The sequence below is a fragment of the Rhodococcus baikonurensis genome, from assembly GCF_040489275.1.
GTDB classification, from domain to species: domain Bacteria; phylum Actinomycetota; class Actinomycetes; order Mycobacteriales; family Mycobacteriaceae; genus Rhodococcus_F; species Rhodococcus_F baikonurensis.
In genome coordinates this window covers 136,425-161,909 of sequence record NZ_JBEUOQ010000010.1, presented here as the reverse complement: position 1 = coordinate 161,909, position 25,485 = coordinate 136,425, and the positions used below count along the sequence as shown (strand labels likewise).

The 25,485-nt window shown below is 62.1% G+C and carries 19 protein-coding genes and 2 pseudogenes; 16 read left to right on the top strand and 5 right to left on the bottom strand.

Annotated features, from left to right (window positions below; translation table 11 throughout):
* Positions 1-6: 6 nt before the first annotated feature.
* From ABWI03_RS22570 to ABWI03_RS22560, 3 genes are all read left to right on the top strand, one after another.
* Complete coding sequence (locus ABWI03_RS22570) at positions 7-1,299, top strand: aspartate aminotransferase type Ic (RefSeq protein ID WP_095969589.1); 1,293 nt, start codon at positions 7-9, stop codon at positions 1,297-1,299.
* Positions 1,300-1,397: 98 nt separating this feature from the next.
* On the top strand, positions 1,398-2,753 hold the full coding sequence (locus ABWI03_RS22565; protein WP_298776424.1) for a glycosyltransferase 87 family protein: 1,356 nt from the start codon (positions 1,398-1,400) through the stop codon (positions 2,751-2,753).
* 18 nt (positions 2,754-2,771) lie between these two features.
* The gene (locus tag ABWI03_RS22560; RefSeq protein ID WP_095969591.1) at positions 2,772-3,353 is read left to right on the top strand and encodes an HhH-GPD-type base excision DNA repair protein; all 582 of its coding nucleotides are present in this window, start codon (positions 2,772-2,774) and stop codon (positions 3,351-3,353) included.
* A gap of 7 nt (positions 3,354-3,360) precedes the next feature.
* On the opposite strand, the gene ABWI03_RS22555 is transcribed toward ABWI03_RS22560, so the two are convergent.
* Entirely contained in the window at positions 3,361-4,269 is a 909-nt protein-coding gene (locus tag ABWI03_RS22555) for a LysR family transcriptional regulator (protein WP_298776417.1), read from the bottom strand.
* 101 nt (positions 4,270-4,370) lie between these two features.
* Here ABWI03_RS22555 and ABWI03_RS22550 point away from each other — a divergent pair, with 101 nt between their 5' ends.
* Positions 4,371-5,417 (top strand): YeiH family protein, encoded by a 1,047-nt coding sequence (locus tag ABWI03_RS22550; protein WP_298776414.1) that lies wholly within the window; start codon positions 4,371-4,373, stop codon positions 5,415-5,417.
* On the opposite strand, the gene ABWI03_RS22545 is transcribed toward ABWI03_RS22550, so the two are convergent.
* Positions 5,410-6,414 (bottom strand): AraC family transcriptional regulator, encoded by a 1,005-nt coding sequence (locus tag ABWI03_RS22545; protein ID WP_298776411.1) that lies wholly within the window; start codon positions 6,412-6,414, stop codon positions 5,410-5,412. The two genes, ABWI03_RS22550 and ABWI03_RS22545, sit on opposite strands and share 8 nt — an antisense overlap.
* A gap of 200 nt (positions 6,415-6,614) precedes the next feature.
* Between ABWI03_RS22545 and ABWI03_RS22540 the strand changes: the two genes are divergently transcribed.
* The 7 genes from ABWI03_RS22540 to ABWI03_RS22510 all read left to right on the top strand — a co-directional run bounded on the left by ABWI03_RS22540 (position 6,615) and on the right by ABWI03_RS22510 (position 13,647).
* Positions 6,615-7,589, top strand: a complete 975-nt coding sequence (locus tag ABWI03_RS22540; RefSeq protein WP_133728618.1) for a quinone oxidoreductase family protein — start codon at positions 6,615-6,617, stop codon at positions 7,587-7,589.
* Between the two features lie 30 nt (positions 7,590-7,619).
* A complete protein-coding gene (locus ABWI03_RS22535; RefSeq protein ID WP_298776406.1) occupies positions 7,620-8,519 on the top strand; it encodes a TauD/TfdA dioxygenase family protein in 900 nt (299 codons plus the stop codon).
* Between the two features lie 51 nt (positions 8,520-8,570).
* Entirely contained in the window at positions 8,571-9,623 is a 1,053-nt protein-coding gene (locus tag ABWI03_RS22530; RefSeq protein WP_298776403.1) for a beta-keto acid cleavage family enzyme, read from the top strand.
* Positions 9,624-9,718: 95 nt separating this feature from the next.
* Positions 9,719-11,080 carry an MFS transporter gene (locus ABWI03_RS22525; RefSeq protein ID WP_095969598.1) on the top strand — a complete coding sequence of 454 codons (1,362 nt, stop codon included), beginning with the start codon at positions 9,719-9,721 and terminating at the stop codon, positions 11,078-11,080.
* The gene (locus tag ABWI03_RS22520; RefSeq protein ID WP_298776400.1) at positions 11,080-11,685 is read left to right on the top strand and encodes an RBBP9/YdeN family alpha/beta hydrolase; all 606 of its coding nucleotides are present in this window, start codon (positions 11,080-11,082) and stop codon (positions 11,683-11,685) included. The genes ABWI03_RS22525 and ABWI03_RS22520 overlap by 1 nt, the downstream gene beginning before the upstream one ends.
* Entirely contained in the window at positions 11,678-13,279 is a 1,602-nt protein-coding gene (locus ABWI03_RS22515; RefSeq protein ID WP_298776399.1) for a long-chain-fatty-acid--CoA ligase, read from the top strand. Before ABWI03_RS22520 ends, ABWI03_RS22515 begins: the two co-directional genes overlap by 8 nt.
* Complete coding sequence (locus ABWI03_RS22510) at positions 13,276-13,647, top strand: carboxymuconolactone decarboxylase family protein (RefSeq protein WP_095969600.1); 372 nt, start codon at positions 13,276-13,278, stop codon at positions 13,645-13,647. The genes ABWI03_RS22515 and ABWI03_RS22510 overlap by 4 nt, the downstream gene beginning before the upstream one ends.
* A 6-nt stretch (positions 13,648-13,653) precedes the next feature.
* Here the strand turns inward: ABWI03_RS22510 and ABWI03_RS22505 are convergent, their stop codons facing one another.
* The gene (locus ABWI03_RS22505; protein WP_003943791.1) at positions 13,654-14,967 is read right to left on the bottom strand and encodes an ammonium transporter; all 1,314 of its coding nucleotides are present in this window, start codon (positions 14,965-14,967) and stop codon (positions 13,654-13,656) included.
* Positions 14,968-15,129: 162 nt separating this feature from the next.
* Here ABWI03_RS22505 and ABWI03_RS22500 point away from each other — a divergent pair, with 162 nt between their 5' ends.
* The 5 genes and pseudogenes from ABWI03_RS22500 to ABWI03_RS22480 all read left to right on the top strand — a co-directional run bounded on the left by ABWI03_RS22500 (position 15,130) and on the right by ABWI03_RS22480 (position 22,524).
* On the top strand, positions 15,130-17,364 hold the full coding sequence (locus tag ABWI03_RS22500) for a DNA polymerase III subunit gamma and tau (RefSeq protein WP_298776396.1): 2,235 nt from the start codon (positions 15,130-15,132) through the stop codon (positions 17,362-17,364).
* A 289-nt stretch (positions 17,365-17,653) separates the two neighbouring features.
* Positions 17,654-17,737, top strand: a pseudogene (locus ABWI03_RS22495) (multicopper oxidase domain-containing protein); the annotation flags it as partial.
* 222 nt (positions 17,738-17,959) lie between these two features.
* A complete protein-coding gene (locus ABWI03_RS22490; RefSeq protein ID WP_007731553.1) occupies positions 17,960-19,174 on the top strand; it encodes an acetyl-CoA C-acetyltransferase in 1,215 nt (404 codons plus the stop codon).
* 45 nt (positions 19,175-19,219) lie between these two features.
* Positions 19,220-21,361: a 3-hydroxyacyl-CoA dehydrogenase NAD-binding domain-containing protein gene (locus tag ABWI03_RS22485; protein WP_095969605.1), complete on the top strand. Its 2,142-nt coding sequence runs from the start codon at positions 19,220-19,222 to the stop codon at positions 21,359-21,361.
* 108 nt (positions 21,362-21,469) lie between these two features.
* Positions 21,470-22,524: pseudogene (locus ABWI03_RS22480) on the top strand (hypothetical protein).
* Between the two features lie 23 nt (positions 22,525-22,547).
* Here ABWI03_RS22480 and ABWI03_RS22475 read toward each other — a convergent pair.
* Both ABWI03_RS22475 and ABWI03_RS22470 read right to left on the bottom strand, forming a co-directional pair.
* Positions 22,548-23,849, bottom strand: a complete 1,302-nt coding sequence (locus ABWI03_RS22475; protein ID WP_003943932.1) for a class I SAM-dependent methyltransferase — start codon at positions 23,847-23,849, stop codon at positions 22,548-22,550.
* Positions 23,846-25,249, bottom strand: a complete 1,404-nt coding sequence (locus ABWI03_RS22470) for an FAD-binding oxidoreductase (protein ID WP_095969608.1) — start codon at positions 25,247-25,249, stop codon at positions 23,846-23,848. Before ABWI03_RS22470 ends, ABWI03_RS22475 begins: the two co-directional genes overlap by 4 nt.
* Between the last annotated feature and the right edge of the window lie 236 nt (positions 25,250-25,485).

Sequence of the window (25,485 nt, the reverse complement as noted above, 5' to 3'; positions counted from 1 at the left end):
CTCCGGATGCCTATCCAAACCCAGATCGGGTTGATGAGCCATGAAGAACTCACCTCCGAGCATGAGAGCCAGAGCGCGAAGTACACGCAGCTCCAGGCGCAGAAGCTCGCACTCGATCTGACCCGCGGTAAGCCTTCCCCGGAACAACTCGACCTTTCCGCAGAGCTGCTGACGCTGCCCGGCGACGGTGATTTCCGTGACGGAAGCGGCACCGACTGCCGCAACTACGGCGGACTCACCGGTCTGCCGGAACTGCGCGCCATCTTCGGTGAGCTGTTGGGTATCCCCGTTGCGAACCTTCTCGCCGGAAACAATGCGAGCCTCGAGATCATGCACGACAACGTCGTGTTCTCACTGCTTCACGGCACACCTGATTCGGCGCGGCCGTGGGCACAGGAAGAGAAGATCAAGTTCCTCTGCCCCGCACCGGGCTACGACCGCCACTTCGCGATCACCGAGTCCCTCGGTATCGAGATGATCGCGGTGCCGATGAATCACGACGGCCCCGACGTCGTGAAGATCGCTGAACTCGTCGCGTCAGATCCGCAGATCAAGGGCATGTGGGCGGTTCCGGTCTACGCGAACCCCACCGGTGCCGTGTACTCCGAAGAAATTGTCCGGACGCTCGCGTCGATGCCCACGGCTGCGCCCGATTTCCGCCTGTACTGGGACAACGCCTACGCCGTGCATCCGCTTGTCGGCGAGACTGCGCCGTCCTACGACATTCTCTCGATGGCTGCCGAGGCCGGACACCCCAACCGTCCGCTCGTGTTCGCGTCGACGTCCAAGATCACTTTTGCCGGCGCGGGTGTGAGCTTCTTCGGTGGCTCGGCGGAGAACCTTGCCTGGTACCAGAAGTTCCTGGGTAAGAAGAGCATCGGACCGGACAAGGTCAATCAGCTTCGCCACCTGCGTTTCTTCGGCAATGCCGACGGCGTTCGTGCGCACATGGAGAAGCATCGCGCGTTCCTGGCGCCCAAGTTCGAGCTCGTACTGCGAATCCTCGAGGATCGTCTCGGTGCGTCGAAGGTCGCGTCCTGGACCGAGCCGAAGGGCGGATACTTCATCAGCCTCGACGTGGTCGACGGCACGGCCAAGCGGGTCATCGAACTGGCGAAGAATGCGGGTATCGCGCTCACTGCGGCCGGTTCTGCTTTCCCGTACAGCACGGATCCGGACGACCGGAACATCCGGTTGGCCCCGAGTTTCCCGTCCACGGCTGAACTCGAAGTTGCCATGGACGGCGTGGCTACGTGTGTCCTGCTGGCTGCCACCGAATCGCGTCTCTCCGAGATCTGAGTTCTCGAAGCGGCGTGCCCGGTCGGTACTTTTCGGTCTTGTCTTGTACCGTTCGGAGCATCAATTCCCGACATAGGGTGTAAATCCCGGAGGTTGTAGTGACGGGCGCGATCAACGCTTCGGATGGGCCTTCTTTCGAGGCGCACACCGCGAATTCAGAGTCGGTCATCGAAGCTGACATTCCGCGTCGCAGTCTTCGTGTCGGTGTTCTCGGATTCTCTGTGCTCGGTGTTCTGGCAGTCGCGTCCGTGCTGATGGTTCTGTTCGCCGTGCCGATGAATACGCAGTACTGGGGGATCTTCGAAAACTTCCTCGATCTCGACGTCTACCGCCACGGCGGCAGTGTCGTGGTTCAGGGCCTTCCGCTGTACGACGGTCCGGTTCTGCAGGGAATGATGTTCACGTACACGCCGTTTGCGGCTTTGCTGTTCACGGTGTGGGCGGTGCTCTCGTTCAAACAGGCGATTGTCGTGTGGACAGGTTTGAACATCGCGGCGTTGTTCACGGTGATCGTGTTGTGCTGGAAGTACCTCGGCTACCGGCTCGACGTGAAGGCCTACGCCGTCAGTGCGTTGGCCACCACGATCTTCCTGTTCATGGAACCGATACGTACGACGCTCTGGCTCGGGCAGATCAACATCTTCCTGCTGCTCCTGATCGTGTGGGACCTCGGTCGGGACGAGAAGAGTCGGCTCCGAGGAATCGGGGCAGGCATCGCCGCCGGCGTGAAGCTCACTCCGGCCTTCTTCTGGGCGTACCTCTTCATCACTCGTCAATGGCGTGCGTTGGTGACGGCCGTCGTGACGTTCGCGGCGACCGTCGCGATCGGCTTCGTCGTGATCTACAACGATGCGTACAAGTACTGGACCGGCACCCTCGTCGACAGCGAACGCGTCGGACCGACGGATGCTCCGAGCAACCAGTCCGTGTCCGGACTGATCGCCCAACTCACTCACACTCCGGAGCCGTCGAAGGCCCTGGTTCTCGTCTTCAGTGCGCTGGCGGTGTGCCTCGGACTCGGAGCGGCGTGGATTGCGCATCGGCACGGTCAGAAATTGCTCGGCCTCACCATGACTGGGTTGACTGCGACCACCGTCTCGCCGTTCTCATGGGGTCATCACTGGGTATGGTTCGTCCCGCTGGTCGTCCTCACCGCGCACTACGCGATGGTGTCGAAGAAGCGTTTGGCGTGGGTAGCGCCGTTCGTGTTCCTGCTCCCGGTCTTGAACTGGTCTCACACCTGGTGGGACCCGTCGGTCATTCCCGGTACGGATCGCTTTGTCGGCATGGGCTTGTTCATGTTCGTGCCGCCCGAATATCTGCGGATTCCGACCGTCGGCGTCTACCTGTGGGTCTTCACGCTTGCCGCGGTCTCGACCTTGGTTCTGTTCGGCTGGAAGAAGTGGAAGATTCCGGCGCCGGATGGGTCGGTGCCGGTCACAACTGCCCCTTGACGTGGCAGTATCGGACTCATGGCACTTCAACTGAACCTTGTCGGTGACCCCGAAGCCGATGCTCTCCTGGCCGAAGACCCGTTGGCGTTGTTGATCGGAATGCTTCTCGATCAACAGGTTCCGATGGAAACGGCCTTCCTCGGTCCGAAGAAGCTGGCGGATCGGCTCAGCGGCATCGACGTCAGGCGAATCGCCGACATGGACACCGACGAGTTCATCGGCATCTGTGCCGAGCCTCCGGCTGTGCACCGATTCCCCAAGTCGATGGGCGAGCGTATCCAGCTCATGTGCCAGTTCATCGTCGAGAATTACGACGGCGACACTGCGGCGATCTGGACGTCGGGAAATCCCGACGGCAAGGAAGTGCTGAAGCGGCTCAAGGCACTGCCCGGATACGGGGATCAGAAGGCCCGGATCTTCCTGGCGTTGCTCGGAAAACAGATCGGCGTCGAGCCGAAGGGTTGGCGTCAAGCGGCCGGCGACTACGGGCTCGAAGGTTCGAGGCGCTCGATTGCAGACGTGGTCGACGAACAGTCCTTGCTCGAGGTCCGTGAGTTCAAGAAGGCTGCAAAGGCAGCAGCGAAGGCCGACAAGAAGTAAGTCGCTTTCAGGGTTTCCGGGGCCCGCTCGCACGCACTACTTTCATCAGGTCGCCTGCGGGGCCCTCGAGCTGACGCGGCGGACGCCACACCGCACGCAGGGATCGGTCGAGCTCCAAGCCTTCGACGGCTACGGCCCGGAGCTCTCCCTTCTTCACCTGATCCTCGACGGCCAGTGTGCTCAGTACCGCCGGACCGACGCCACCGAGCACGCTGGTTCGAATCGCGGCCGAACTACCCAGTTCCAACAACGGTGCACCGCGCTCGTGTTCGTGTAACGCCAGGTCGAGAGTTGTTCTCGTTCCCGATCCGGGCTCACGCACCAGCAGCGGTGTCGCTGCCAGTTCGGCGACGGTCAGGGGCTTTCGTCGACGTGCCCATGGATGGTCCGGATGAACGACCACGACCAGCGAGTCACGCGCGACGGTGACGCTGGACAGGGTCTTCGGAGCGGTCGGGCACTCGACGAATCCGAGGTCACACATTCCTACTTCGACGGCTTCGAGTACGCGTGTCGAGTTGTAGACCTGGAGGTGGACGGTGACACCGGGATGCAGCGATCGAAAGACGCCGAGCCAGGCAGGGATCAGATGTTCGGCGACGGTCATGCTGGCGCAGACGGTCAATTCCGCCGATCGTTCGGTCCGCATCCCTTCGGCGACGTCGAGAAGCTGCCTCGAGTTGGCGAGGACGCGGCGCGCCCAGTGGACGATGACGGTCCCCTGCGGAGTCAAGGTTGCCCCCGTCGACTTTCGGTGTATGAGTGGCATCCCGAGCTGCCGCTCGAGGGCTTTGACGGCGCGGCTGGCATTCGGCTGTGCGATGTGAGCCAGACGGCTTGCAGCACTGAGGCTTCCATGATCGTCGATACCGACAAGTAGCTCGAGAGTGGTGAGGTCGGGCCACCTTCTGGTCATGCAGACAGGCTATACCCAGCACCCTTTCCATATCGATCTGATATGCCGTGATGGTAGAAATCGCCCTACCGGGACGATGATGGCTGAAGGACTCTGGATGGGTGAACCGTGATGTGAAGTCCGTGGCCGAGAAACCCGCAGTCGCCCCTTCGTCAGAAGTGCGACGGTGGTCGAACCTCGCCGCATTGACGCCCGGAGTTGCGTTGTGCGCCTTGGGGGCTGCGGTCGCACTGGTAGCCGGTCGGTTCACCTCCGCCGTGAGTCCGCTGCTGATTGCGATTGTCGCGGGTGCGGTGTTGGCGAATACCGTTGCCTTGCCGGCAAAACTCCAACCTGGTCTGGCATTCTCGGCGAAACGACTACTTCGGGTGGGGATCGCTCTGCTCGGGCTGCAATTGATGTTCTCCGACATCATCGGTTTGGGTTGGGGAGTGATCGCGGTTGTGGTGGCGATAGTGTTCCTCGGTATCGCCGGGACCATGTATGCCGGAAAGCTTCTGGGATTGAGTTGGTCGCAGAGGATTCTGATTGCCTGCGGCTTCTCGATCTGTGGCGCTGCCGCTGTGGCTGCGGCAGACGGTGTTGTGAATGCGCGGGAGGAAGAGTTGCTGACCGCCGTAGCGTTGGTGGTGATCTTCGGAACTCTGATGATTCCGACAATCCCATTGTTGGCCAATGCTTTCGGTATGAGCGAGATTGGCGCAGGCATGTGGGCCGGTGGGTCGATCCATGAAGTCGCGCAAGTAGTGGCTTCAGGCAGCGCTCTCGGCGCCACCGCGTTGGGTGTCGCGACCGTCGTGAAACTTGCGCGCGTGTTGATGCTGGCGCCGGTCATGGCGTTTCTGAGTATCCGGCAACGCACGATGGTCGACAACACTGCCACCAAGCGTCCCCCGCTGATTCCGTTGTTCGTTGTGGCATTCATCGGTTGCATGGGTTTGCGCTCCACCGGAATATTGCCGAATGAGTTTCTCGGATTGGCGAAGACTGTGCAGACGGCGCTGTTGGCTGCTGCGATGTTCGCTCTCGGGTTGGGAGTGCGGTTGAGCGTCATTCGTGGCGTGGGTGCCCGACCATTCGTGCTGGCCGCGATTTCCACCGTGTGGGTGGCGACGATCGCCTACGTCGGAGTCGTGCTGGTCAGCTGATCGAGCGTTGAGCCCGCCACGCGCTCGGGCTCATCGAGAACTGAGTGCGAAACCAGCGCGAGAAGCTACCCTGCGTCGAAAACCCCAGGTGTACCGCCACTTCGGTCAAAGAATAGCGAGGGTTGGCGACAAATCGTTCCGCGAGGGTGCTTCGGACCGAATTGAGAACGGCAGTGAACGTATCTCCGGATTCGGCGAGATGGCGGTGCAGTGTCCGCCGGTCGAATCCGAGGCTTCGTGCTACCTGCTCGACCGAGCAGCGGCCGGTCGGAAGCAGAACTTCGATCAATTCCTTGGTGCGGCTGAGTGTGTCGGAGGTTTCCGATGCGGGAAGTGAGTCGAGGAACTGGCGAGCGTACGGCCGGAGCAACTCGTCGGACAGTTGGTTTGCCGCATCCAGGTCGGCGGCGAAGAAAACGATTCCGGTGAATTCGTGATCGAATTCCACGGTGTCGCCGAGGATTCGTCGATGCGTGCTCGTATCTTTCGGGGCATTGTGCGTTAATCCCACGCTGACCGGATGCCATCGAGAACCCAGAAAACTTCGCAGGATCTGCAGCGTCGCGCCGACTGCGAGTTCGACGCTCTGTCTGGTGTCGACCGGCTCGCCGACCTCGAGCGAGATTCGCAGGGTGGCGAGTCCGTTGACCTCGTTCAATCGGATGCGCAATGACTCGTTGTACGTGTGCTCGTATCGCATCAACACGTCGAGTGCGCTCCTGACGTCTGGTTCTTCCCTGATGACCAAGCTGAGGGGACCGAGATTGGACAGTCGACGCAGGCCGGCGAGTAGAAGCCCGAAGTCTTCGTGTCCGGACTCCGCTGCCGATCGCTCCAGGAGCGATGCGATGGAGGCGGCCGGTACCCATTGGTCCGGGTTCGCCAGACTTGCCGGGCTCAGGCCGACACTTCTCATCAGGGCCACAGCGTCGACGTCCACTGTTCGGCACAGGTCGACGTAGCGGTTCAGTGATGCGTAACGGGCGAGTGGCTTCATGGGGCCTCCTTTACTCGATGTCCCGAAATGTTGTGTTGCGTGTCTCGTCAAGTTAAGCATGTGAGCCGGATCTCACATAGTTTTGTTCACATCAGTTCGGCACGACCGCGAAGTCGAGCACCGACTTCTGGAAGTTGTTGCGTACGAATGCAGCTCGACCGCAATCGAGTCGAGTCCGCCCACAGAATTGGAGAGCATCGATGGCAAACGCCATTCGGTTCCACGAGATCGGCACACCGTCCGTCATGCGTTGGGAAGAGATCGAGGTAGGACGACCGGGCGTCGGAGAGGTTCGAGTTCGCCATGAAGCGGTGGGGTTGAACTTCGCCGACACCTACTTTCGAAGCGGCCTCTACCCTGCGCAATTGCCTGCCGGGATGGGCGTTGAGGGTGCCGGCGTGGTCGAAGAGATCGGCGAGGGAGTCGTCGATTTTGCAGTGGGGGACCGCGTGACCTACACCGGCAGTCCGCTGGGTGCGTACGCCACCGAGCGGATCATGGCGTCGTCCGACCTGATCGCGCTTCCCGACGGCATTGCCTTCGACACCGCGGCCGCCATGACCATGCGAGGGTTGACTGCCGCATACCTTCTGCGGCGCATCTACCCGTTGAAAGCGGGGGACACCGTGTTGCTGCATGCTGCGGCCGGTGGTGTCGGACTGATCTTCACCCAGTGGGCAAAACTGTTGGGAATCAAAGTGATCGGCACGGTGTCGAGCGACGAGAAGGCGAGCGTCGCCCGAGCGCACGGGTGCGATGAAGTCGTCATCTACACCCGCGAGGACGTCGTCGCACGTGTCAAGGAGATCACCGGGGGCGTCGGCGTGCCGGTTGTCTACGACAGTATCGGGCAATCCACCTTCGACATCTCACTCGATTGCCTTGCCAGGCGCGGGCTGCTGGTGTGCTTCGGAACGGCCTCCGGACCGACTCCGCCGATTCAGGCAATGCAGTTGGCAGTCAAGGGATCTCTTTTCCTCACACGTCCGGCTCTTGCCGATTACATCGCGGATCCCGAAGAACGTGCCGAACTGGCGGGAGAACTGTTCTCCCACGTCGAGTCCGGGCGAATCAAGATCGAGATCAACCAGCGATACCCCCTCGAAGATGCGGTGCGTGCGCACCACGACATGGAGTCCGGTCGCAGTATCGGTTCCTCCGTCTTCTCCGTCTGAACCGAAACAGCACTTCCCAGAGGAATTGTCATGACCAACACCGCAACGCTGACAGAAAACCTTCCCTCGTCGACGAGTACGATCCGCGTCGAGAAATTGACCTGTTCGATCGGGGCAGAGTTGTCCGGGGTGGATCTCGGCGAGGTCGCGCGAGATGATGCACTCTTTGCCAAAATCAAGGGATTGTTGCTCGAACACAAGGTTCTGTTCTTTCGTGACCAGAACTTCTCCAGAGCCGAGCACGTCGAACTTGCCCAGCGATTCGGTGAACTCGAGGATCATCCGGCCCTGGGCAGCGACCCCGACCACCCAGGTCTGGTCCGCATCTACAAAGACCTGGACAGCCCGCCGGAGCACTTCGAGAATGCGTATCACTGCGACGCCACCTGGCGCGTCAACCCGCCCATGGGATGTGTATTGCGTTGTGTGGAAACACCTCCTGTCGGCGGCGACACGATTTGGGTGAACATGGCACTCGCCTACGAGAATCTGTCGGCGCGGGTCAAGGACCAGATCAAGGATCTGCGTGCCAGGCACAGTATCGAGTCGACCTTCGGCGCTCGGATGCCGATCGATCAGCGACACCAGCTGAAGGAACGCTTTCCCGACGCCGAACACCCCGTGGTACGAACACATCCGGAGACCGGCGAGAAGATTCTCTTCGTCAATTCCTTCGCCACACACCTCGTGAACTATCACACGCCCGAGAACGTCCGCTACGGAATCGATTACGCCCCCGGCGCCGGGAATCTGCTCACCTACCTGGCGAGCCAGGCTCAGATTCCCGAGTACCAGGTTCGGTGGCGCTGGACCGAGAACAGCGTCGCGATCTGGGACAACCGTTCGACACAGCACTACGCGGTGCAGGACTACTGGCCTGCTGTTCGAAAGATGGAGCGCGCCGGAATCGTCGGCGACGCACCGTTCTGATCTCTCTTTTCAGCCCTGAAGAAAATTCATTCACTCGATCGGAGTCACGCTATGCATTTCCACGACGATTCACTGTTCCCCGAAACCCAGGACAAGCTTGTCATCACCGTTGCTCCCTACGGACCGGAATGGGAGCCGGACGATTTTGCGGAAGACCTACCGCTGTCGATGGACGAGCACGTCCAGCAAGCCGTCGACTGCTTCAACGCCGGTGCCACCGTTCTCCACATCCACGTGCGTGAACTCGACGGCAAGGGCTCGAAGCGTCTGTCGAAGTTCAACGAGCTTCTCGGCCGCCTGCGTGAGGCCGTTCCCGAGATGATTCTGCAGGTCGGCGGCTCGATTTCGTTTGCTCCGGAGGGGGAAGGCGCCGATGCGAAGTGGTTGTCCGACGACGTGCGCCACATGCTTGCGGAATTGGAGCCGGCTCCCGATCAGGTGACGATCGCGATCAACACCAGCCAGATGAACATCATGGAACTGATGACCGACGACGACATCGCAGGTACGTCGATGCAACGTCCGGAATTGGCGGACACGTATCGGGAAATGACCGTGCCCGCCGGTCCGGAGTGGGTGGCAGAGCACCTGCGACGGCTGCAGGCCGCCGGAATCCAGCCGCACTTCCAGTTGTCGAGCATTCCGCAGCTCGAAACGGTGGAGCGGTTGATCCGACGCGGCATCTACACCGGCCCGGTCAACCTCACCTGGGTGGCAATCGGCGGCGGCTTCGACGGCCCCAACCCGTACAACATGATGAACTTCGTCCAGCGGGTTCCCGACGGTGCCTGCCTGACGCTGGAAACGCTGATGCGTAGCGTCCTGCCGGTGAACACGATGGCGATCGCGATGGGCCTGCACGCTCGTTGTGGCAACGAGGACACCATCTGGGGCCGCAAGGGCGAGAAGATGACATCGGTGCAGCAGATCGAGCAGTTGGTGCGCATTGCAGGCGAATTGGGCCGTGAGGTGGCGACCGCGAAGGAAGCTCGGGACATCTACCGGATCGGTGAGACGTATGGCAACACCGACGAGACGTTGGCGAAGCTGGGTTATGCACCCAACCGCCGTATCGGCCAGCTGGGATTCACGCAGCACGCCTGAGTTCGCCCCCTCTCGTACAACAGTTCCGGGGGTACGAACCGCATCGGTTTCGTACCCCCGTAGCCCCGTCTACCTCGAGTACTCCTAGGAGAGTCATGGGATTGCAAGCTCCCGCCACGTCACGTGTGGACACCGCCCTCGGAATCGGTGGACGACGAAAGTTCTACCCGTGGATCGTTTTCGCCCTGGCCTTCGGTCTTCTGCTCTCGGACTACATGTCGCGGCAGGTGCTCAGTGCGGTCTTCCCGATACTGAAAGCGGACTGGGATCTTTCCGACTCGCACCTTGCCTCCCTGAGCAGCGTGGTGGCATTGATGGTCGGGCTGTTGACGTTCCCGTTGTCGCTGCTCGCGGACCGCTGGGGCCGCGTCAAGAGCTTGATCTTGATGGCGGTGTTGTGGAGTGTCGCGACGTTGCTGTGCGCAATTGCTCAGACCTACGAGCAGATGTTGGGCGCCCGGTTCCTGGTCGGTGTCGGTGAAGCGGCGTACGGCAGTGTGGGTATCGCCGTGGTGCTCAGCGTATTTGCGCCCCGCGTGCACGCAGCTCTTGCCGGTGCCTTCATGGCGGGTGGATCGTTCGGTTCGGTCATCGGTGTGGCAATCGGCGGGTTCATCGCAGTTCAGTTCAGTTGGCGGTGGTCTTTTGCTGCCATGGCGATCTTCGGACTGATCCTGGTTGCACTCTTCCGTGCACTCGTCACCGAGAAGAAACTCACTGCCTATGCCGTCGAGGCCGCTCCGGATGCTGCCGGGGAAGTGGCGAGACACGACGGTTTCCGGGCGCCGGTGTCATCGCTGTTCACCAATCCGGCCGTGTTGTTCGCCTACATCGGTGGCGGTCTCCAGATGTTCACCGCCGCTGTACTTCTGGCGTGGTTGCCGAGCTTCTTCAATCGCTACTACGATTTGGCCCCGGACAAGGCCGGCGTCACGGCTTCCGTGTTCGTCCTCCTGGTCGGGAGCGGGATGGTGGTCTGCGGTTTCATCACAGACAGATTCAGCCGCGACGATTCGGCGCGGAAATGGACCACCGCCATCGTCTATTGCGCCATCTCATTGGTTACGCTGAGTATCGGGCTCCGGTTGGGCACGGGGACAGCGCAACTCGTGTTGCTCGGTATCGGTGCGTTCTTCTCCGCCGGTTCGTCGGGGCCGACAGCGGCGATGGTCGCGAACCTCACCCATCATTCGATTCGAGCGTCGGCTATGGGCACGCTCACCGTTGCCAACAACCTTCTGGGACTGGCTCTCGGTCCCTTCGTGGTCGGCATTCTCGCCGACCACCTGGGCCTCCTCGGCGCGCTCCAGCTTTCACCCTTCGTCTATGTCGTCGCGGCCCTCGCACTGATTGCGGGCAAGCGAGCCTACCCGGCGGGAATGAGGCGGCTGGCGACATTGCAGAAGGGGCCCGAAAGCCTCGGCGCCACTGAAGTAACAGACGTTCGGAGTTCATGATGAATGAATCAACCACGGTAGTAATGGTTCCCGGTCTGCGGGATCATGTCGAGGATCATTGGCAGACTCACCTCGCGCGCAGGCTCGACAACGTTCTGACGGTTCCTCCCCTCGAGACCGACAAGCTCAGCCGCGATGCAAGGGTTGCGGCGTTGGACGAGGTGCTGACAAGTGTTGGCGGGCCGGTGGTCCTTATCGCGCACAGCGCCGGAGTCATGACCGTTGCTCACTGGGCGAGGGCGCATTATCGAGAGATTGCCGGCGCACTTCTGGTCACGCCGGCGGATCTCGAACTTCCGCTGCCCGAGTCCTATCCGTCGCTCGAGGAGCTCGACCGGAACGGGTGGCTACCGATACCGCGTCAGCGTCTGCCTTTTCCGAGCACGGTCGCGGCGAGCCGGAACGATCCGCTCGCCGGGTATCGCCGAGTTGTGGGTTTGGCTGAAGGATGGGGGAGTCGGTTGCTGGATCTGGGTGAGGTCGGACATCTCAATCCGGCATCCGGATACGGGTATTGGCCGCGGGCGGAATCGTTGGTGTGGGAACTGCTCGAGTCGACGTCGCTAGTGGATCCCGTGGAGCAGGAGGACCACAGTCATGCTTGACCTTGCGACTCTGCTGGAAGACTCGGCCCGGCGATACCCGGAACGGGACGCGCTGGTGCTCGGGAAAGCGAGGCAGACGTATGCGCAGTTCGACGCCTACTCGAATCGCATTGCCCATCTGCTCGTCTCGCGGGGTGTCGAGCCAGGTGACAAGGTGGCGTTGTCCTGCCCGAACGTCCTCGAGTTCCCGATCGTCTACTACGGCATTCTCAAGGCCGGTGGCGTCGTCGTTCCTCTGAACATTCTGCTCAAGGGACGCGAAATCGCCTATCACCTGGCTGATTCGGAAGCGAAGCTGTACTTCTGTTTCGAGGGAAGTCCCGAATTGCCGATCGCCGAGTACGCCATCGCCGGGTTCGAGCAGAGCGAGAGATGTTCGTCCTTGATCGTGATCAGTGCCGAGTCGGGTGCACCGTCGTCGATCCTCGGAGTCGAGACACTAGGCGAAGCACTGGCATCCGTGTCCGGCACGGAAACGCCTGCAGCCGCGGTTGTTCGTGAACCGACGGATACCGCGGTCATTCTCTACACCAGCGGCACGACCGGAAAGCCCAAGGGCGCCGAACTCACTCACTCCAACATGGTCTTGAACGCACTGTCGACCAACCGGTTGTTCGAGAGCGTTCCGTCCAGGCATGAGCGATATCTCCTGACCTTGCCGTTGTTCCACTCGTTCGGCCAGACAGTGACCATGAATGCGGGAATCTGCGTCGGTGCCACCTTGGTGTTGATGCCGCGCTTCGATGCGACCGCGGCACTCGAGATCATGGAACGCGAAAAGATCTCGGTCTTCGCGGGCGTCCCGACCATGTACTGGGGACTGCTCGGCGTGCTGGACGAGGTAGTGGAATCCGGGGTGGATGTCGAGACCGTTGCGCAGAACATGCGGTGCGCGATCTCCGGTGGCGCAGCGCTTCCCGTCGAAATCTTGACACAGTTCAAGGAACGCTTCGGTGTTCAGATTCTCGAAGGATACGGCTTGTCCGAGACCTCTCCGCTGGCCTTGTTCAGTGACCCCGAGAGTGACCCCCGGCCCGGTTCGATCGGCGTGCCGATCTGGGGTGTCGAAGCGAGGCTTGTCGATGACTCCTGGAGCACGATCACCGGCCCCGATGAAGTGGGCGAGTTGGCCATTCGCGGGCACAACGTCATGAAGGGCTATTTCAACCGACCCGATGCGACGGCGGAAGTCATGTGCGACGGATGGTTTCGCACCGGGGATTTGGCACGGGTCGATACCGACGGAAGTTACTACATTGTCGATCGTGCGAAGGACATGATCGTGCGGGGCGGATTCAACGTCTACCCACGCGAAATCGAAGAGGTTCTGCTCACTCACCCAGCCGTCTCACTCGTCGCTGTCGTCGGGGTGCCGGACACGAGCCTCGGCGAAGAAGTTGTCGCGTTCGTGATCCGAGAGCCGAGTGAAGAGATCTCCGAATCGGATCTCGTGGAATGGTCGCGGGAACAGATGGCCGCCTACAAATATCCGCGCCGCATCGAGTTCGTGCCGTCGCTGCCGATGACGGCAACCGGAAAGATTCTCAAACGCGAACTGAATCAAGAATTTTCGATGGCCGGAGGAGATCGATGACTGACGTTCGAGCAAGTGAAGCATTTCCCGTCACCCAGGCCATGAAGGATTCGGGTGGCTGGAATCCGTTGTGGGACGGCCTTTCGGAGCTGGATCCCGAGTGGACCGAGCTGTACATGACGACAGCGATGCAGCCCTGGAACAGTGGGGTGCTGTCACCTCAGGTGATCCAGTTGCTGTGCATAGCCGTCGATGCGGCGAGCACACACATGTACGCGCCCGGCGTACGACGCCATATTCGCGCCGCGCTCGACATGGGAGTGACCCCGAAGGAGATTCTCGAGGTGCTGAAACTGACCACCGTCGTCGGGATTCATTCCTGCAATGTCGGCGTTCCGATCCTGATGGAGGAAATCGCGAACCGGTGAGGGCGGTCAGTCCCGCTCGCGGTTCTCCCGTTCCTCACGCTGACGCTGGAGGAACGGGCTGGGGTTCTGTCCACCGATCGGACCGTGGCCGAGGACTCCGTGCTCGTAGGCCGACTCCGCGTGCAGTGCAACGTCGATTCCGCGGGCCTCGTCTTCACGCGAAATACGGAAGCCGAAGGTCTTGTCGATGAGCTTTCCGAGACCGTAGGTCACACCGAAGGCATAGAGCGCGACCACGACGACACCGACGAACTGCTTGCCCAACTGCGCGAATCCACCGCCGAAGAACAAACCTTCCGGACCGCCCGTCATCACGGCCGTCGCGAGGAGTCCGATCAGCAACGAGCCGACGATTCCACCGACGAGGTGCACGCCGACGACGTCGAGGGAGTCGTCGTAGCCGAGCTTGTGCTTCCATCCCACGGCGTACGAGCAGACGATGCCGGCGATCAGACCGATGACGAGCGCACCGAACATGTTCACCGTTCCGCACGACGGGGTGATCGCGACCAGACCGGCGACGACGCCCGAAGCCGCGCCGAATGTGGTGGGGTGTCCGTCACGGTTCTGCTCGACGAACAGCCAGCCGAGGAGTCCGGTGCAGCCGGCGACGAGGGTGTTGAGGAAGATCTGCGAGGCCATACCGTCGGCCGCAAGTGCCGACCCGGCGTTGAATCCGAACCAACCGAACCACAGCAGTCCGACACCGAGCAGGACGAACGGCAGATTGTGCGGACGCATCGACTCGGCCTTGAAACCCATTCGCTGGCCGAGGACCAGCGCCAATGCCAGGCCAGACGCTCCGGACACGATTTCGACCACGAGGCCACCGGCGTAGTCGAGTGCGCCCATCTGGGCGAGCCATCCCTGCGGATTCCACACCCAGTGAGCGACGGGGACATAGACGAGCAAGGACCAGATGGGGACGAAGATCATCCAAGCGGAGAACTTCGCGCGGTCGGCGATCGCACCACTGATGAGTGCTGCAGTAAGGATTGCGAACGTCAATTGGAAGGTTGCGAACAACACTTCCGGAACGTTCCCGTGCACGGTCGAGGGGTCGATGCCCGCCATGCCGATGTGCTCGAGTCCGCCGATGATGCCACCGTGATCGTCGCCGAACACGAGGCTGTAGCCCACGAACAACCACGCAACCGTGACGAGTGCGATGGAGACGAAGCTCATCATGATCATGTTGAGTACGCCCGTCGAGCGGACCATGCCGCCGTAGAACAGCGCGAGTCCTGGCGTCATCAGAAGTACCAGTGCAGTACTGACGAGCAACCAGGCAGTTGCTCCGGCATCGATGGTGGCGGGCACAGTCTTCTCCTCACGCACGCGGACCAGCCCGCGTGCACGGAACCCACGATGAGTGCGCGCGGTTTCCTCCGCACTGCGATTGTGTTGCGAACATGTTTCGGGAGAAGTCGACGGTGCACCCGCACCGGACCACCTGTCGTGGGTCGCCGGTAGTCTTTGCGCGTGGCCCTGTACCGGAAGTATCGACCCGCGTCCTTCGCCGAGGTGGTGGGGCAGGAGCATGTCACCGCACCGCTCAGCACGGCCCTCGACACCGGACGCATCAACCATGCCTACCTGTTTTCCGGCCCGCGCGGCTGTGGAAAGACGTCGTCGGCGCGAATCCTGGCGCGTTCGCTGAACTGTGAGCAGGGACCGACGTCGACGCCGTGCGACGTGTGCGACTCGTGCGTTTCGCTGGGCCCGGGCGGCACAGGCAACCTGGACGTGACGGAACTCGACGCCGCAAGTCACGGCGGCGTCGACGACACCCGAGAACTCCGAGACAAGGCGTTCCACGCACCCGCCGCTTCTCGCTACCGCGTCTTCATCATCGACGAGGCACACATGGTGACGGCGGCGGGCTTCAACGCGCTGCTCAAGATCGTCGAAGAGCCGCCGGAGCACCTCATCTTCATCTTTGCGACGACGGAACCGGAGAAGGTTCTCCCGACCATTCGTTCGCGTACACACCACTACCCGTTCCGCCTGTTGGCGCCGTCGACCATGCGCGGACTCCTGGAAAAGATCTGCGCCCAGGAAGGGGTACCGGTCGAGCCCGCTGTGTACCCGCTGGTCATCAAGGCTGGCGGCGGTTCGCCTCGTGACTCGTTGAGTGTCCTCGATCAGCTGCTCGCGGGAGCCGGCGAAGAAGGCGTCACGTATCCACGAGCGCTCTCTCTTCTCGGGGTCACCGACGTCGCGCTCATCGACGAAGCAGTCGACGCTCTCTCCGCCAGTGACGGTGCCGCCTTGTTCGGCACTGTCGATCGCGTGATGGACGCCGGTCACGACCCACGCAGATTCGCGCTCGATCTCCTCGAACGTCTGCGTGATCTGATCTTGATGCAGGCCGTCACCGACGCCAGCGAACGCGGGTTGGTCGACGCGCCAGAGGCCGAGCTGGTCACGATGCGTGAGCAGATTCAACGGGTTGGTCCCGCCACGCTCACCCGCTTCGCCGAAACCGTCCACGCTGGTCTCAGCGAAATGCGAGGGGCAACGGCGCCGCGGCTGCTGCTCGAAGTGATGTGCGCGAGAATGCTGCTCCCTTCGGCCTCCGACACCGAGTCGGCCGTGTTGCAGCGGCTCGAGCGCCTGGAACAAGGTATTCCGGCTGCTGGAGTTGCGGCTGCCGCCGCCCCTCGCGCGGCAGCAGCGCCGGCACCGACCGTGCCGCCGCTCGAACCGGAGATTGCTTCCAAGTTCCAACGGCCCTCGCAACGCAAGGCCGAGCCTGAGGCACGGCCGGAACCAGCGGCACCTGCGCCAGCGGCGACGCCGCCGGTTGTGGAGGCTCCTGTCGTCGAAACTCCGGTAGCGGCAGTTCCCGTCGTCGAGCCTCCCACGGTCGAGATCGTCGATCCGCCAGTTGCCGAAGCTCCAGTGGTTGAAGCTCCGGCTGCCGAGGCTCCAATAGTTGAAGCTCCAGTCGTTGAAGCTCCAGTAGTTGAACCACCGGTTCCTGCTCCGGCCGAAGCGGAAGAGCCCATCGGACTCTCGGAGCCAGAACCGGACTACGAGCCCGAGCCCGAGTACGAGGAGCCGGCGGCTGCAGAAGCTGCGCCGGTCTCGGCAGGCCCCAGAGTCGAGACTCTCCGTGAATCGTGGAACACCTTGCGCAACAAGGTCGGTGAACGAAACAAGGTTCTTCCGGCCATGCTGTCCGCGGCGACGGTTCACGATGTGCGTGGACATGTCGTGGTCATCGCTCACGGCTCGCCGGTCCTGGGTGCTCGTGTGACACAGCCGCACAACGCGGCGGTCATCTGCGAGGTCCTTGCCGAGATGTTCGGTGGCACTTGGCAAGTCGAGTATCAAGAAGGTGCACCTACGGCGCCGGCCGCGTCGAGTGCTCCCAAGTCGTCCGAAGCTCCGAGCCGCCCTGCCGCTGCGCCGCGATTCTCTCGCCCCAGCCAGGAGCGCGCAGCGCAGCAGCCCAAGGCTCCGCAGCCCCAGCGCGGGGATTCGGACGACATTCCGCCGCCCGAGGCCCCCGACTATCCGGAAGACCCTGGACCGGCCCCTGCTCCGGAGGTCGACTACGAGGCAACTCCTCCGCCTGCAACGCCGGAGGACGAGGACGAGATGTTCGCGGAAGCTGCTGAGCCCGCTGATCCGACTGCCAGACGTGATCCCGAGGATGTTGCAAAGGAACTCCTCAAGGACGTCCTCGGAGCTCGCCGCCTCGAAAGCTGAGTTGCCCCCTTGGCCTGTGTGCGTGAAACAGCTGTCGGAATGTCGCAGCACCACTGTGTGAACGAATTGTTATAAGTGCCGTTCCCTTGTGCGCGCACGTGCCGAAAGCGCACTTGCTCGGCCCGGCAAAGCTGAATTGTGTGTGGCCGAGTTGGGTTTCGATCCCGACGCGATGTTCGATCGACTACCGAAGGCTGTCATGACGGGCGGTGCGATGACGGGCGGTGCGATGACGGGCGGCGATCAGGCGCATCAGGGAAACGGGCACCACGGTATGAGTGACCCTGGTCGACTCCAGGGGTACGTGTGGCACTGCCACCTGCTCGATCACGAAGATCACGACATGATGTTGCCCTATCGCATCGTGCCGTGAGCGCTTCCGAAGACGCTCGTGAAATGAACAGGAGCGGGCAGGCGCACGCACGTCGGATCACCTCGGTCACCTAGCAGGATCGCTTCGGTCCTTCCCATGAATTTGGAACACGTTCTACAGTGAAAGGGCTGAGGTCTGTACCTCGGCCATGCGCCACCACCGAAGGCGGCGCGGACGATCTGCAGACCGGTTCGACGAATTACACGGAAGGAACACCTCACAGTGACCACAGAGGCATTCATTTATGAAGCCATCCGTACCCCGCGAGGCCGCGGCAAGAAGACCGGGTCGTTGCACTCGGTCAAGCCGATCTCGCTGGTCACGGGTCTGATCCAGGAACTGCGCGTGCGCTTTCCCGACCTCGACGAGGACCGGATCTCCGACCTCATCCTGGGCGTCGTCACCCCCGTTGGCGATCAGGGAATGGACATCGCCCGCGTTGCAGTCAACGATGCAGGACTGCCCGACACCGTCGGTGGCGTTCAGCTCAACCGTTTCTGCGCTTCCGGCCTCGAAGCCGTGAACATGGCTGCTCAGAAGGTTCGGTCCGGCTGGGACGAACTGGTGATCGCCGGTGGCGTCGAGTCGATGTCCCGCGTTCCGATGGGATCCGACGGTGGACCGTGGGCGCTCGACCCCGCCACCAACTACGACAACTACTTCGTGCCGCAGGGCGTCGGCGCAGACCTCATCGCCACCATCGAGGGCTTCTCGCGTGACGACGTCGACGCATACGCCGTGCGCTCGCAGGACCTCGCCGCCAAGGCGTGGACCGGCGGATACTTCGCCAAGTCGGTAGTGCCGGTCAAGGACATCAACGGCATCACCATCCTCGACAACGACGAGCACATGCGTCCGGGCACCACGGCAGAGAACCTCGCCGGCTTGGCTCCCGCGTTCGGTGTGATCGGTGAAATCGGCGGATTCGACGCCGTATCGCTGCAGAAGTACCACTGGGTCGAGAAGATCAACCACGTTCACCACGGTGGCAACAGCTCGGGAATCGTCGACGGCGCTGCCCTCGTGCTCGTCGGTAGCGAGCAGGCCGGCAAGGACATGGGTCTGACGCCGCGCGCTCGCGTCGTCGCCACCGCCACCAGCGGCGCCGACTCCACCATCATGCTCACCGGCCCGACGCCGGCGTCGAAGAAGGTTCTGGCAGCTGCCGGCCTGACGGTCGACGACATCGACCTCTTCGAGATCAACGAGGCATTCGCTTCCGTCGTCCTGAAGTTCCAGAAGGACCTGAACATTCCGGACGAGAAGCTCAACGTCAACGGTGGCGCGATCGCCATGGGTCACCCGCTCGGTGCCACCGGCGCGATGATCACCGGAACGATGGTCGACGAGCTCGAGCGTCGTGGCGGCAAGCGCGCCCTCATCACCCTGTGCATCGGCGGCGGTATGGGCGTTGCCACCATCATCGAGCGCGTCTGACGCGGCGTCCGTCCTTCCAACGAGGCTTACCAGGAGTCAAGCAAAGTGACTGATCAGAACATCATCAACTGGGACCAGGACGCCGACGGCATCGTCGTGCTCACCATCAACGACCCCAACCAGGGCGCAAACACCATGAACGACGCGTACATCGCGTCGATGAAGGCCACCGTCGACCGTCTGGTCGCCGAGAAGGACTCCATCACCGGTGCCGTCATCACCTCCGGCAAGAAGACCTTCTTCGCCGGTGGCGACCTCAAGAACATGATCAAGGTCGGACCCGAGCAGGCCGAGGAGATCTACAACCACAGCGTCGAGATCAAGGCTGACCTGCGTCGCCTCGAAACTCTCGGCAAGCCGGTAGTCGCCGCGATCAACGGCGCGGCACTCGGTGGCGGCCTCGAGATCGCTCTCGCGACCCACCATCGCATCGCGGCAGACGTCAAGGGCGTCAAGATCGGCCTGCCCGAGGTCACCCTCGGCCTGCTGCCGGGTGGCGGTGGCGTCGTGCGTACCGTGCGGATGCTCGGTCTGCAGAACGCGCTCATGGGCGTCCTGCTCCAGGGACAGCAGCGCGGACCCGTTCAGGCCAAGGAAGTCGGCCTCATCGACGAGGTCGTCGGCTCGGTGGAGGAACTGGTTCCGGCTGCGAAGGCATGGATCAAGGCCAACCCCGAAGGCGGCGTTCAGCCGTGGGATGTCAAGGGCTACAAGATCCCTGGCGGAACCCCGTCCACCCCGGCATTCGCTGCCAACCTTCCGGCGTTCCCCGCGAACCTGCGCAAGCAGCTCAAGGGTGCTCCGATGCCGGCTCCGCGCGCCATCATGGCTGCAGCCGTCGAAGGCTCGCAGGTCGACATCGACAATGCGCTGCTCATCGAGGCTCGCTACTTCACCTCGCTGGTGACCGGCCGCGTCGCGAAGAACATGATTCAGGCGTTCTTCTTCGACCTGCAGTCGATCAACGGCGGCGGTTCACGTCCGGCAGGCATCGAGAAGTCCACCATCAAGAAGGTCGGCGTCCTCGGCGCAGGCATGATGGGCGCGGGCATCGCGTACGTCTCCGCGAAGGCCGGCTTCGACGTCGTCCTCAAGGACGTCACCATCGAGGCCGCCAACAAGGGTAAGGCGTACTCCGAAGGCATTGAGGCCAAGGCACTCTCGCGCGGCAAGACCACGCAGGAGAAGTCCGACGCACTCCTCGCCAAGATCACCCCGACGGCTGACCCGGCCGATTTCGCCGGCGTCGACTTCGTCATCGAAGCCGTCTTCGAGAGCCAGGAACTCAAGCACAAGGTGTTCCAGGAGATCGAGGACATCGTCGATCCCAAGGCGCTGCTGGGCTCGAACACCTCGACGCTGCCCATCACGGGTCTCGCCACCGGCGTGAAGCGTCAGGAAGACTTCATCGGCATCCACTTCTTCTCGCCCGTCGACAAGATGCCGCTGGTGGAGATCATCCGCGGTGAGAAGACCTCCGACGAGACTCTGGCTCGCGTGTTCGACTACGTCCAGGCGATCCGTAAGACGCCGATCGTGGTCAACGACTCGCGTGGCTTCTTCACCTCGCGTGTCATCGGAACCTTCATCAACGAGGCCATCGGCATGCTCGCCGAGGGCGTCGAGCCTGCCACCATCGAGCAGGCCGGTATGCAAGCCGGTTACCCGGCTGCGCCGCTTCAGCTTTCGGATGAGCTCAACCTCACCCTCATGCAGAAGATCCGCAAGGAATCTGCCGACGCCGCCAAGGCCGAAGGCAAGGAACTGCCGGCAGATCCGGCCGGCGAGGTCATCAACACCCTCGTCGAGAAGTTCGATCGTAAGGGCAAGCTCGGTGGAGCGGGCTTCTACGATTACGCAGAGGGCAAGCGCACCGGCCTGTGGTCCGGACTCCGCGAGAACTTCAACTCCGGAACCTCCGACGCCCCGATCCAGGACCTCATCGACCGCATGCTGTTCATCGAGGCGATCGAGACGCAGAAGTGCTTCGACGAGAACGTCCTGATCACCACGGCGGACGCCAACATCGGCTCCATCATGGGCATCGGATTCCCGGCCTGGACCGGTGGCGTTCACCAGTTCATCGTCGGTTACGAGGGCGGCACAGCCGGCTTCGTCGCTCGCGCAAAGGAACTCGCTGCGCAGTACGGCCCGCGGTTCACCCCGCCGGCGTCGCTGGAGGCATAACCCCCGTGCGCGGTTAGGGAGTCTCAGCACTTCCTAACCGCGCACAGCTTTATCCACAGGTTGGTTTTTTCGGCGAAATCCGTCTGTATGTTTTTGCAGGCTCGGCGTATGCCTTCACATACAGAAATCGATGAACTGCAGACAGTCGTCGATGCTCAGCACGGACTGGTCAGTCACACCCAACTTCACGCCATCGGATTTCCTCGCTCCCGCGTGAAACAACGAGTCGAGGTCGGGCGCGCTGGCAAACTGTTCTTCACGGCGTCTACTCCGTCACCACGGGCCCATTGACCAGGCATGCAGTACTCGAGGCCGCGCTCCTGTACGGCGGCGGTTCGTCGATGCTCAGCCATCACACTGCCGCTGAGGAATGGTCGATGCGTCGGCCGGACAGCACTGCGCCAGTACATATCACCGTTCCGTACGGGAAGTCTGCGATCTCTCAGGCTGCCACTTTCGTTCGTGGCCTCGGCGCCGAACGGCATCCGTCACCCATGATCGGCACCGTCCTCCATCCTGGCGTCGTGGTCCACCGTTCGAGGGCTCATCGTCACATCGGTGTCGACGCGCAGATGCCGCGAACCAGCAAGGCTGATACGGCTCTCGATCTGGCTGTTGCAGAACCGACTCCGCGCGAGGCCTATGTCTGCCTCATCACCACAGTCACCAACGGCCGCATCCGTTTGACGGACATCCGTCGACGCATGGAGGAGCGCTCACCCCGTAGATACCGGAAGGCCCTCGACAGTGCGGTGAAGCTGTTGGCAGACGGGGTGCAATCGACTCTCGAATATCACTATGCGGTGGATGTGGAGCAGGCACACGGGTTGCCGTCGGCCAGACGCCAATTACCGGTTCGCGTCGACGGTCGCACGCTGTACGAGGATTGCGATTACAGCGAAGTGGGTGTGCCGTTGACAGTTCGTCTCGACGGTCGGTGGGCGCATTCCATGGCCGAGGTGGCATTCCGTGATCGCCGCCGTGACAATGCGGCAGAGCTGGCAGGTCGTCCGCGGTTGGTCTACGGATTCGACGAGGTGGTGAAGACCCCGTGCGAGGTTGCGCGCGAGGTGGAGATGGTCTTGCGGCGGGGAGGTTGGGAGAGAACGGGGGAGAACCCCTGCAGGGCCTGTGAGTGGTTAAGGAGTGCAGAGACTCCTTAACCACTCACAGGGAGCGGAGCTCCCTAGGCCTTCCACCACGGACGAAGCGGCACATGCGCCTCACCCTTGGGGCCGAGCTTGACGGCCAGAACCTGGTGCAGCTGAACGACATTGCGCTCGAATCCGAGGCGAGAGCCGGCCATGTACAGGCCCCAGACGCGTGCGGTTCCCTCGCCGACCTCGGCGACGCAGGCGTCCCAGTTGTCGACGAGGTTCTGGCACCATCCGGCGAGTGTCAGTGCGTAGTGCTCGCGCAGGTTCTCCTCGTGCCGCACCTCGAGGCCGACGTTCTGGATCTCGGAGATGATGCGACCCGATCCGGTGAGCTCCCCGTCGGGGAAGACGTACCGGTCGATGAATCCGCCTGCCTTGGCGCTGCTTCGGTTGTCCGGACGGGTGATGCAGTGGTTGAGCAGACGCCCACCCTCACGCAGCTTGCCCTTGAGGAACTCGAAGTACGCCGGGTAGTTTCCGACGCCGATGTGTTCGGTCAGGCCGATGGACGATACTGCGTCGAAGCCGGTCTCGGCTACGTCGCGGTAGTCGGAGAAACGGACCTGGGCGAGATCGGCGAGGCCCTCGTCCTCGATGGCCTTCTGTGCCCAATCTGCTTGCTCGCGTGAGAGAGTCACACCGATCACCTTGACGCCGCGCCGGGCGGCGTAGCGGACCATCGAGCCCCAGCCGCAACCGATGTCGAGAAGTCGGTCACCCTTCTGGAGTCCGAGCTTCTCGAAGACCAGCCGGTACTTGTTCTCCTGGGCTTCTTCGAGGGTCTGCTCCGCATTGTCGTAGGCGGCGCAGGTGTACGTCATGGACGGGCCGAGTACGTACTCGTAGAAGGTGTTGGAGACGTCGTAGTGGTGGTGAATGACTTCGGCGTCACGAGTCTTGGAGTGACGCAGGCCTTCTGCAACGCGACGCCAGCGAGGAAGGTGTTCCTGGGGCGGCGGAGCGATGGGCCGCAACAGATCCCAGCCCAGTGAGCGGGTGATGCTGGCGAGCGTCAGCGCCGACGGGCGCTTGAGGTGGAGTTCGTCACCCATGATGCGCAGAATCTCGTACGGATCACCGGGGTGAACACCCTCGGCTTCGAGATCGCCGGAGACGTACGCGCGGGCCATACCGAGATCGCCGGGCGCCGTTGCGAGATAAGTGGTTCCGCGAGTCGACTTGAGATGCAGTCCGTAGTCGGCATCTTCGGGGCCGGCGGTGCTGCCGTCGTACGCGGTGAATCGAAGCGGCAGCATGCCGTCGGAAAGCGTCTCGAGAATCTCTGCGATAGAGAGCTTGTCCTGGCTTTTGGAGTCTTTGAACGTGGTCATTTACGTTGCACCGCCTTAGAGAATAGATCCAATAAACGGGATTTCGGGTCGTAGCGTTCCTTGAGTCCGATGTACCGGTCGCCGCCGTAGTACAGCTCCTCGAAGTCTTCCCTCGAGTAGTAGGAGTCGGAGTAGAGCGATTTGTGTCCGTCGAAATCGCTGACCTTTTCTTCGATCAGTCGATTTGCTGCCCCCTCGCGCTCACCGGGAACGATCGGCACCGAAGACCAGAAGCCGATGTTGACGTAGGTGCGCTTGGGTTCGAGGGGGTAGAGGGGCCACGGCCGCGATGCGGAGGCAGCGGCCGGGCTGGGCTCACGTAGGCGCAACGGGCACAACCACAGTGGTTCGATCGGGATTTCCTCGAGGAACCACGAGACGAAGTCCGCGGTTCGTTCGATGGGTACCTCGACGTCCTGGACGACGCGTTCGCGCGGGGGCTTGCCCTTGCGCTTTTCGAGGCGATCTCCGATGTCGTACTTGTGGTCGAGGGCGATCAGCTTCCAGTAGAAGCTGCTGCGCAGGTACTGCTTGGGCCAGAAGCGTCGAATCTTCGGGTTCTGTGCACCGAAAGCCCGTGAGCACCAGAACCAGTCGGTGTCCCAGCGCCACAGGTAGTCCCGAATGGTCAAGCGATCCGTCTTGGGCTGGGTGAGCGACGAGTGCTGGATCGACCGGTAGAAGATGTCCTGATCGGTGTAGTCGCTGACCGGGCCTTCCTCGTCGGTCTGCACGCCGAGGGTGAGGTAGCTCTCGGAATCGGTGAAGACCACCCCGTCGAGATAGTCGACGGCAATTCCGTCGTACTCGCGCTCGGTGACGATGCGGTCCATCGTTTCTTCGAGCTTCTTCAGCGAATCGAAGCGCACGTGACGCAAGGCGACGTACTTCTTCACAGGCTCGAGTGCGATCTTCAATCGCGTCGAATAGCCAAGGGTGCCGTAGGAATTGGGGAAACCGAAGAACAACTCGGCGTGTTCACCGTCCGGTGTTGCGGTGATGATCTCGCCGCTTCCGGTCAGCACGTCGATCTCGAGTACAGACTCGTGCGGCAGGCCGTTGCGGAAGGAGGTGGACTCGATGCCCAGGCCTGTCACCGCACCGCCCAGGGTGATGGTCTTGAGCTGAGGCACGACCAACGGCGCCAGCCCGTAGGGCAGCGTCGCGTCGACGAGGTCCTCGTACGTGCACATGCCGGCGACGTCGGCTGTGCGCGCCTGCGCATCGACGGCGATGACACCGGCCAGACCGCTGACGTCGAGGCCGGGGGCCGACGTCTTGGCGCGAGCGCGGAACAAATTGGATGTCTTCTTTGCCAGGCGTACAGAAGCATCGGCGGGAATGGCGCGGTATGACGCGAGTAGGCGTTCGACGCCTTCTCTGTGCTGCTCGAACCCCATTTCACGCGCAGCATCGGAACCCGGGCCTTGCTTTGTCCGGATTCGATCTAACTTCTGAACTACCCCATTGAACGAGAGAGTCACACCCTGACGCTATCGGTAGTTGCGTGTGCAAGCTATCTGGAGGGGTCTTAATGCCCGAATTTGATCGAGTTGTTGCAAACGAACTCGGTAAATGCGCCGAGTGGTGAACCAGCTCACACGGAATGGGTAGATGGTCGAGATACCCGGGCGCA

What these genes read in the sequence shown, in the direction of transcription:
- ABWI03_RS22570 (WP_095969589.1), top strand. Translation starts at nt 7, where the DNA reads ATGCCTATCCAAACCCAGATCGGGTTGATGAGCCATGAAGAACTCACC.
- ABWI03_RS22560 (WP_095969591.1), top strand. Translation starts at nt 2,772, where the DNA reads ATGGCACTTCAACTGAACCTTGTCGGTGACCCCGAAGCCGATGCTCTC.
- ABWI03_RS22555 (WP_298776417.1), bottom strand. Translation starts at nt 4,269, where the DNA reads ATGACCAGAAGGTGGCCCGACCTCACCACTCTCGAGCTACTTGTCGGT.
- ABWI03_RS22545 (WP_298776411.1), bottom strand. Translation starts at nt 6,414, where the DNA reads ATGAAGCCACTCGCCCGTTACGCATCACTGAACCGCTACGTCGACCTG.
- ABWI03_RS22540 (WP_133728618.1), top strand. Translation starts at nt 6,615, where the DNA reads ATGGCAAACGCCATTCGGTTCCACGAGATCGGCACACCGTCCGTCATG.
- ABWI03_RS22535 (WP_298776406.1), top strand. Translation starts at nt 7,620, where the DNA reads ATGACCAACACCGCAACGCTGACAGAAAACCTTCCCTCGTCGACGAGT.
- ABWI03_RS22530 (WP_298776403.1), top strand. Translation starts at nt 8,571, where the DNA reads ATGCATTTCCACGACGATTCACTGTTCCCCGAAACCCAGGACAAGCTT.
- ABWI03_RS22525 (WP_095969598.1), top strand. Translation starts at nt 9,719, where the DNA reads ATGGGATTGCAAGCTCCCGCCACGTCACGTGTGGACACCGCCCTCGGA.
- ABWI03_RS22520 (WP_298776400.1), top strand. Translation starts at nt 11,080, where the DNA reads ATGAATGAATCAACCACGGTAGTAATGGTTCCCGGTCTGCGGGATCAT.
- ABWI03_RS22515 (WP_298776399.1), top strand. Translation starts at nt 11,678, where the DNA reads ATGCTTGACCTTGCGACTCTGCTGGAAGACTCGGCCCGGCGATACCCG.
- ABWI03_RS22510 (WP_095969600.1), top strand. Translation starts at nt 13,276, where the DNA reads ATGACTGACGTTCGAGCAAGTGAAGCATTTCCCGTCACCCAGGCCATG.
- ABWI03_RS22475 (WP_003943932.1), bottom strand. Translation starts at nt 23,849, where the DNA reads ATGACCACGTTCAAAGACTCCAAAAGCCAGGACAAGCTCTCTATCGCA.
- ABWI03_RS22470 (WP_095969608.1), bottom strand. Translation starts at nt 25,249, where the DNA reads ATGGGGTTCGAGCAGCACAGAGAAGGCGTCGAACGCCTACTCGCGTCA.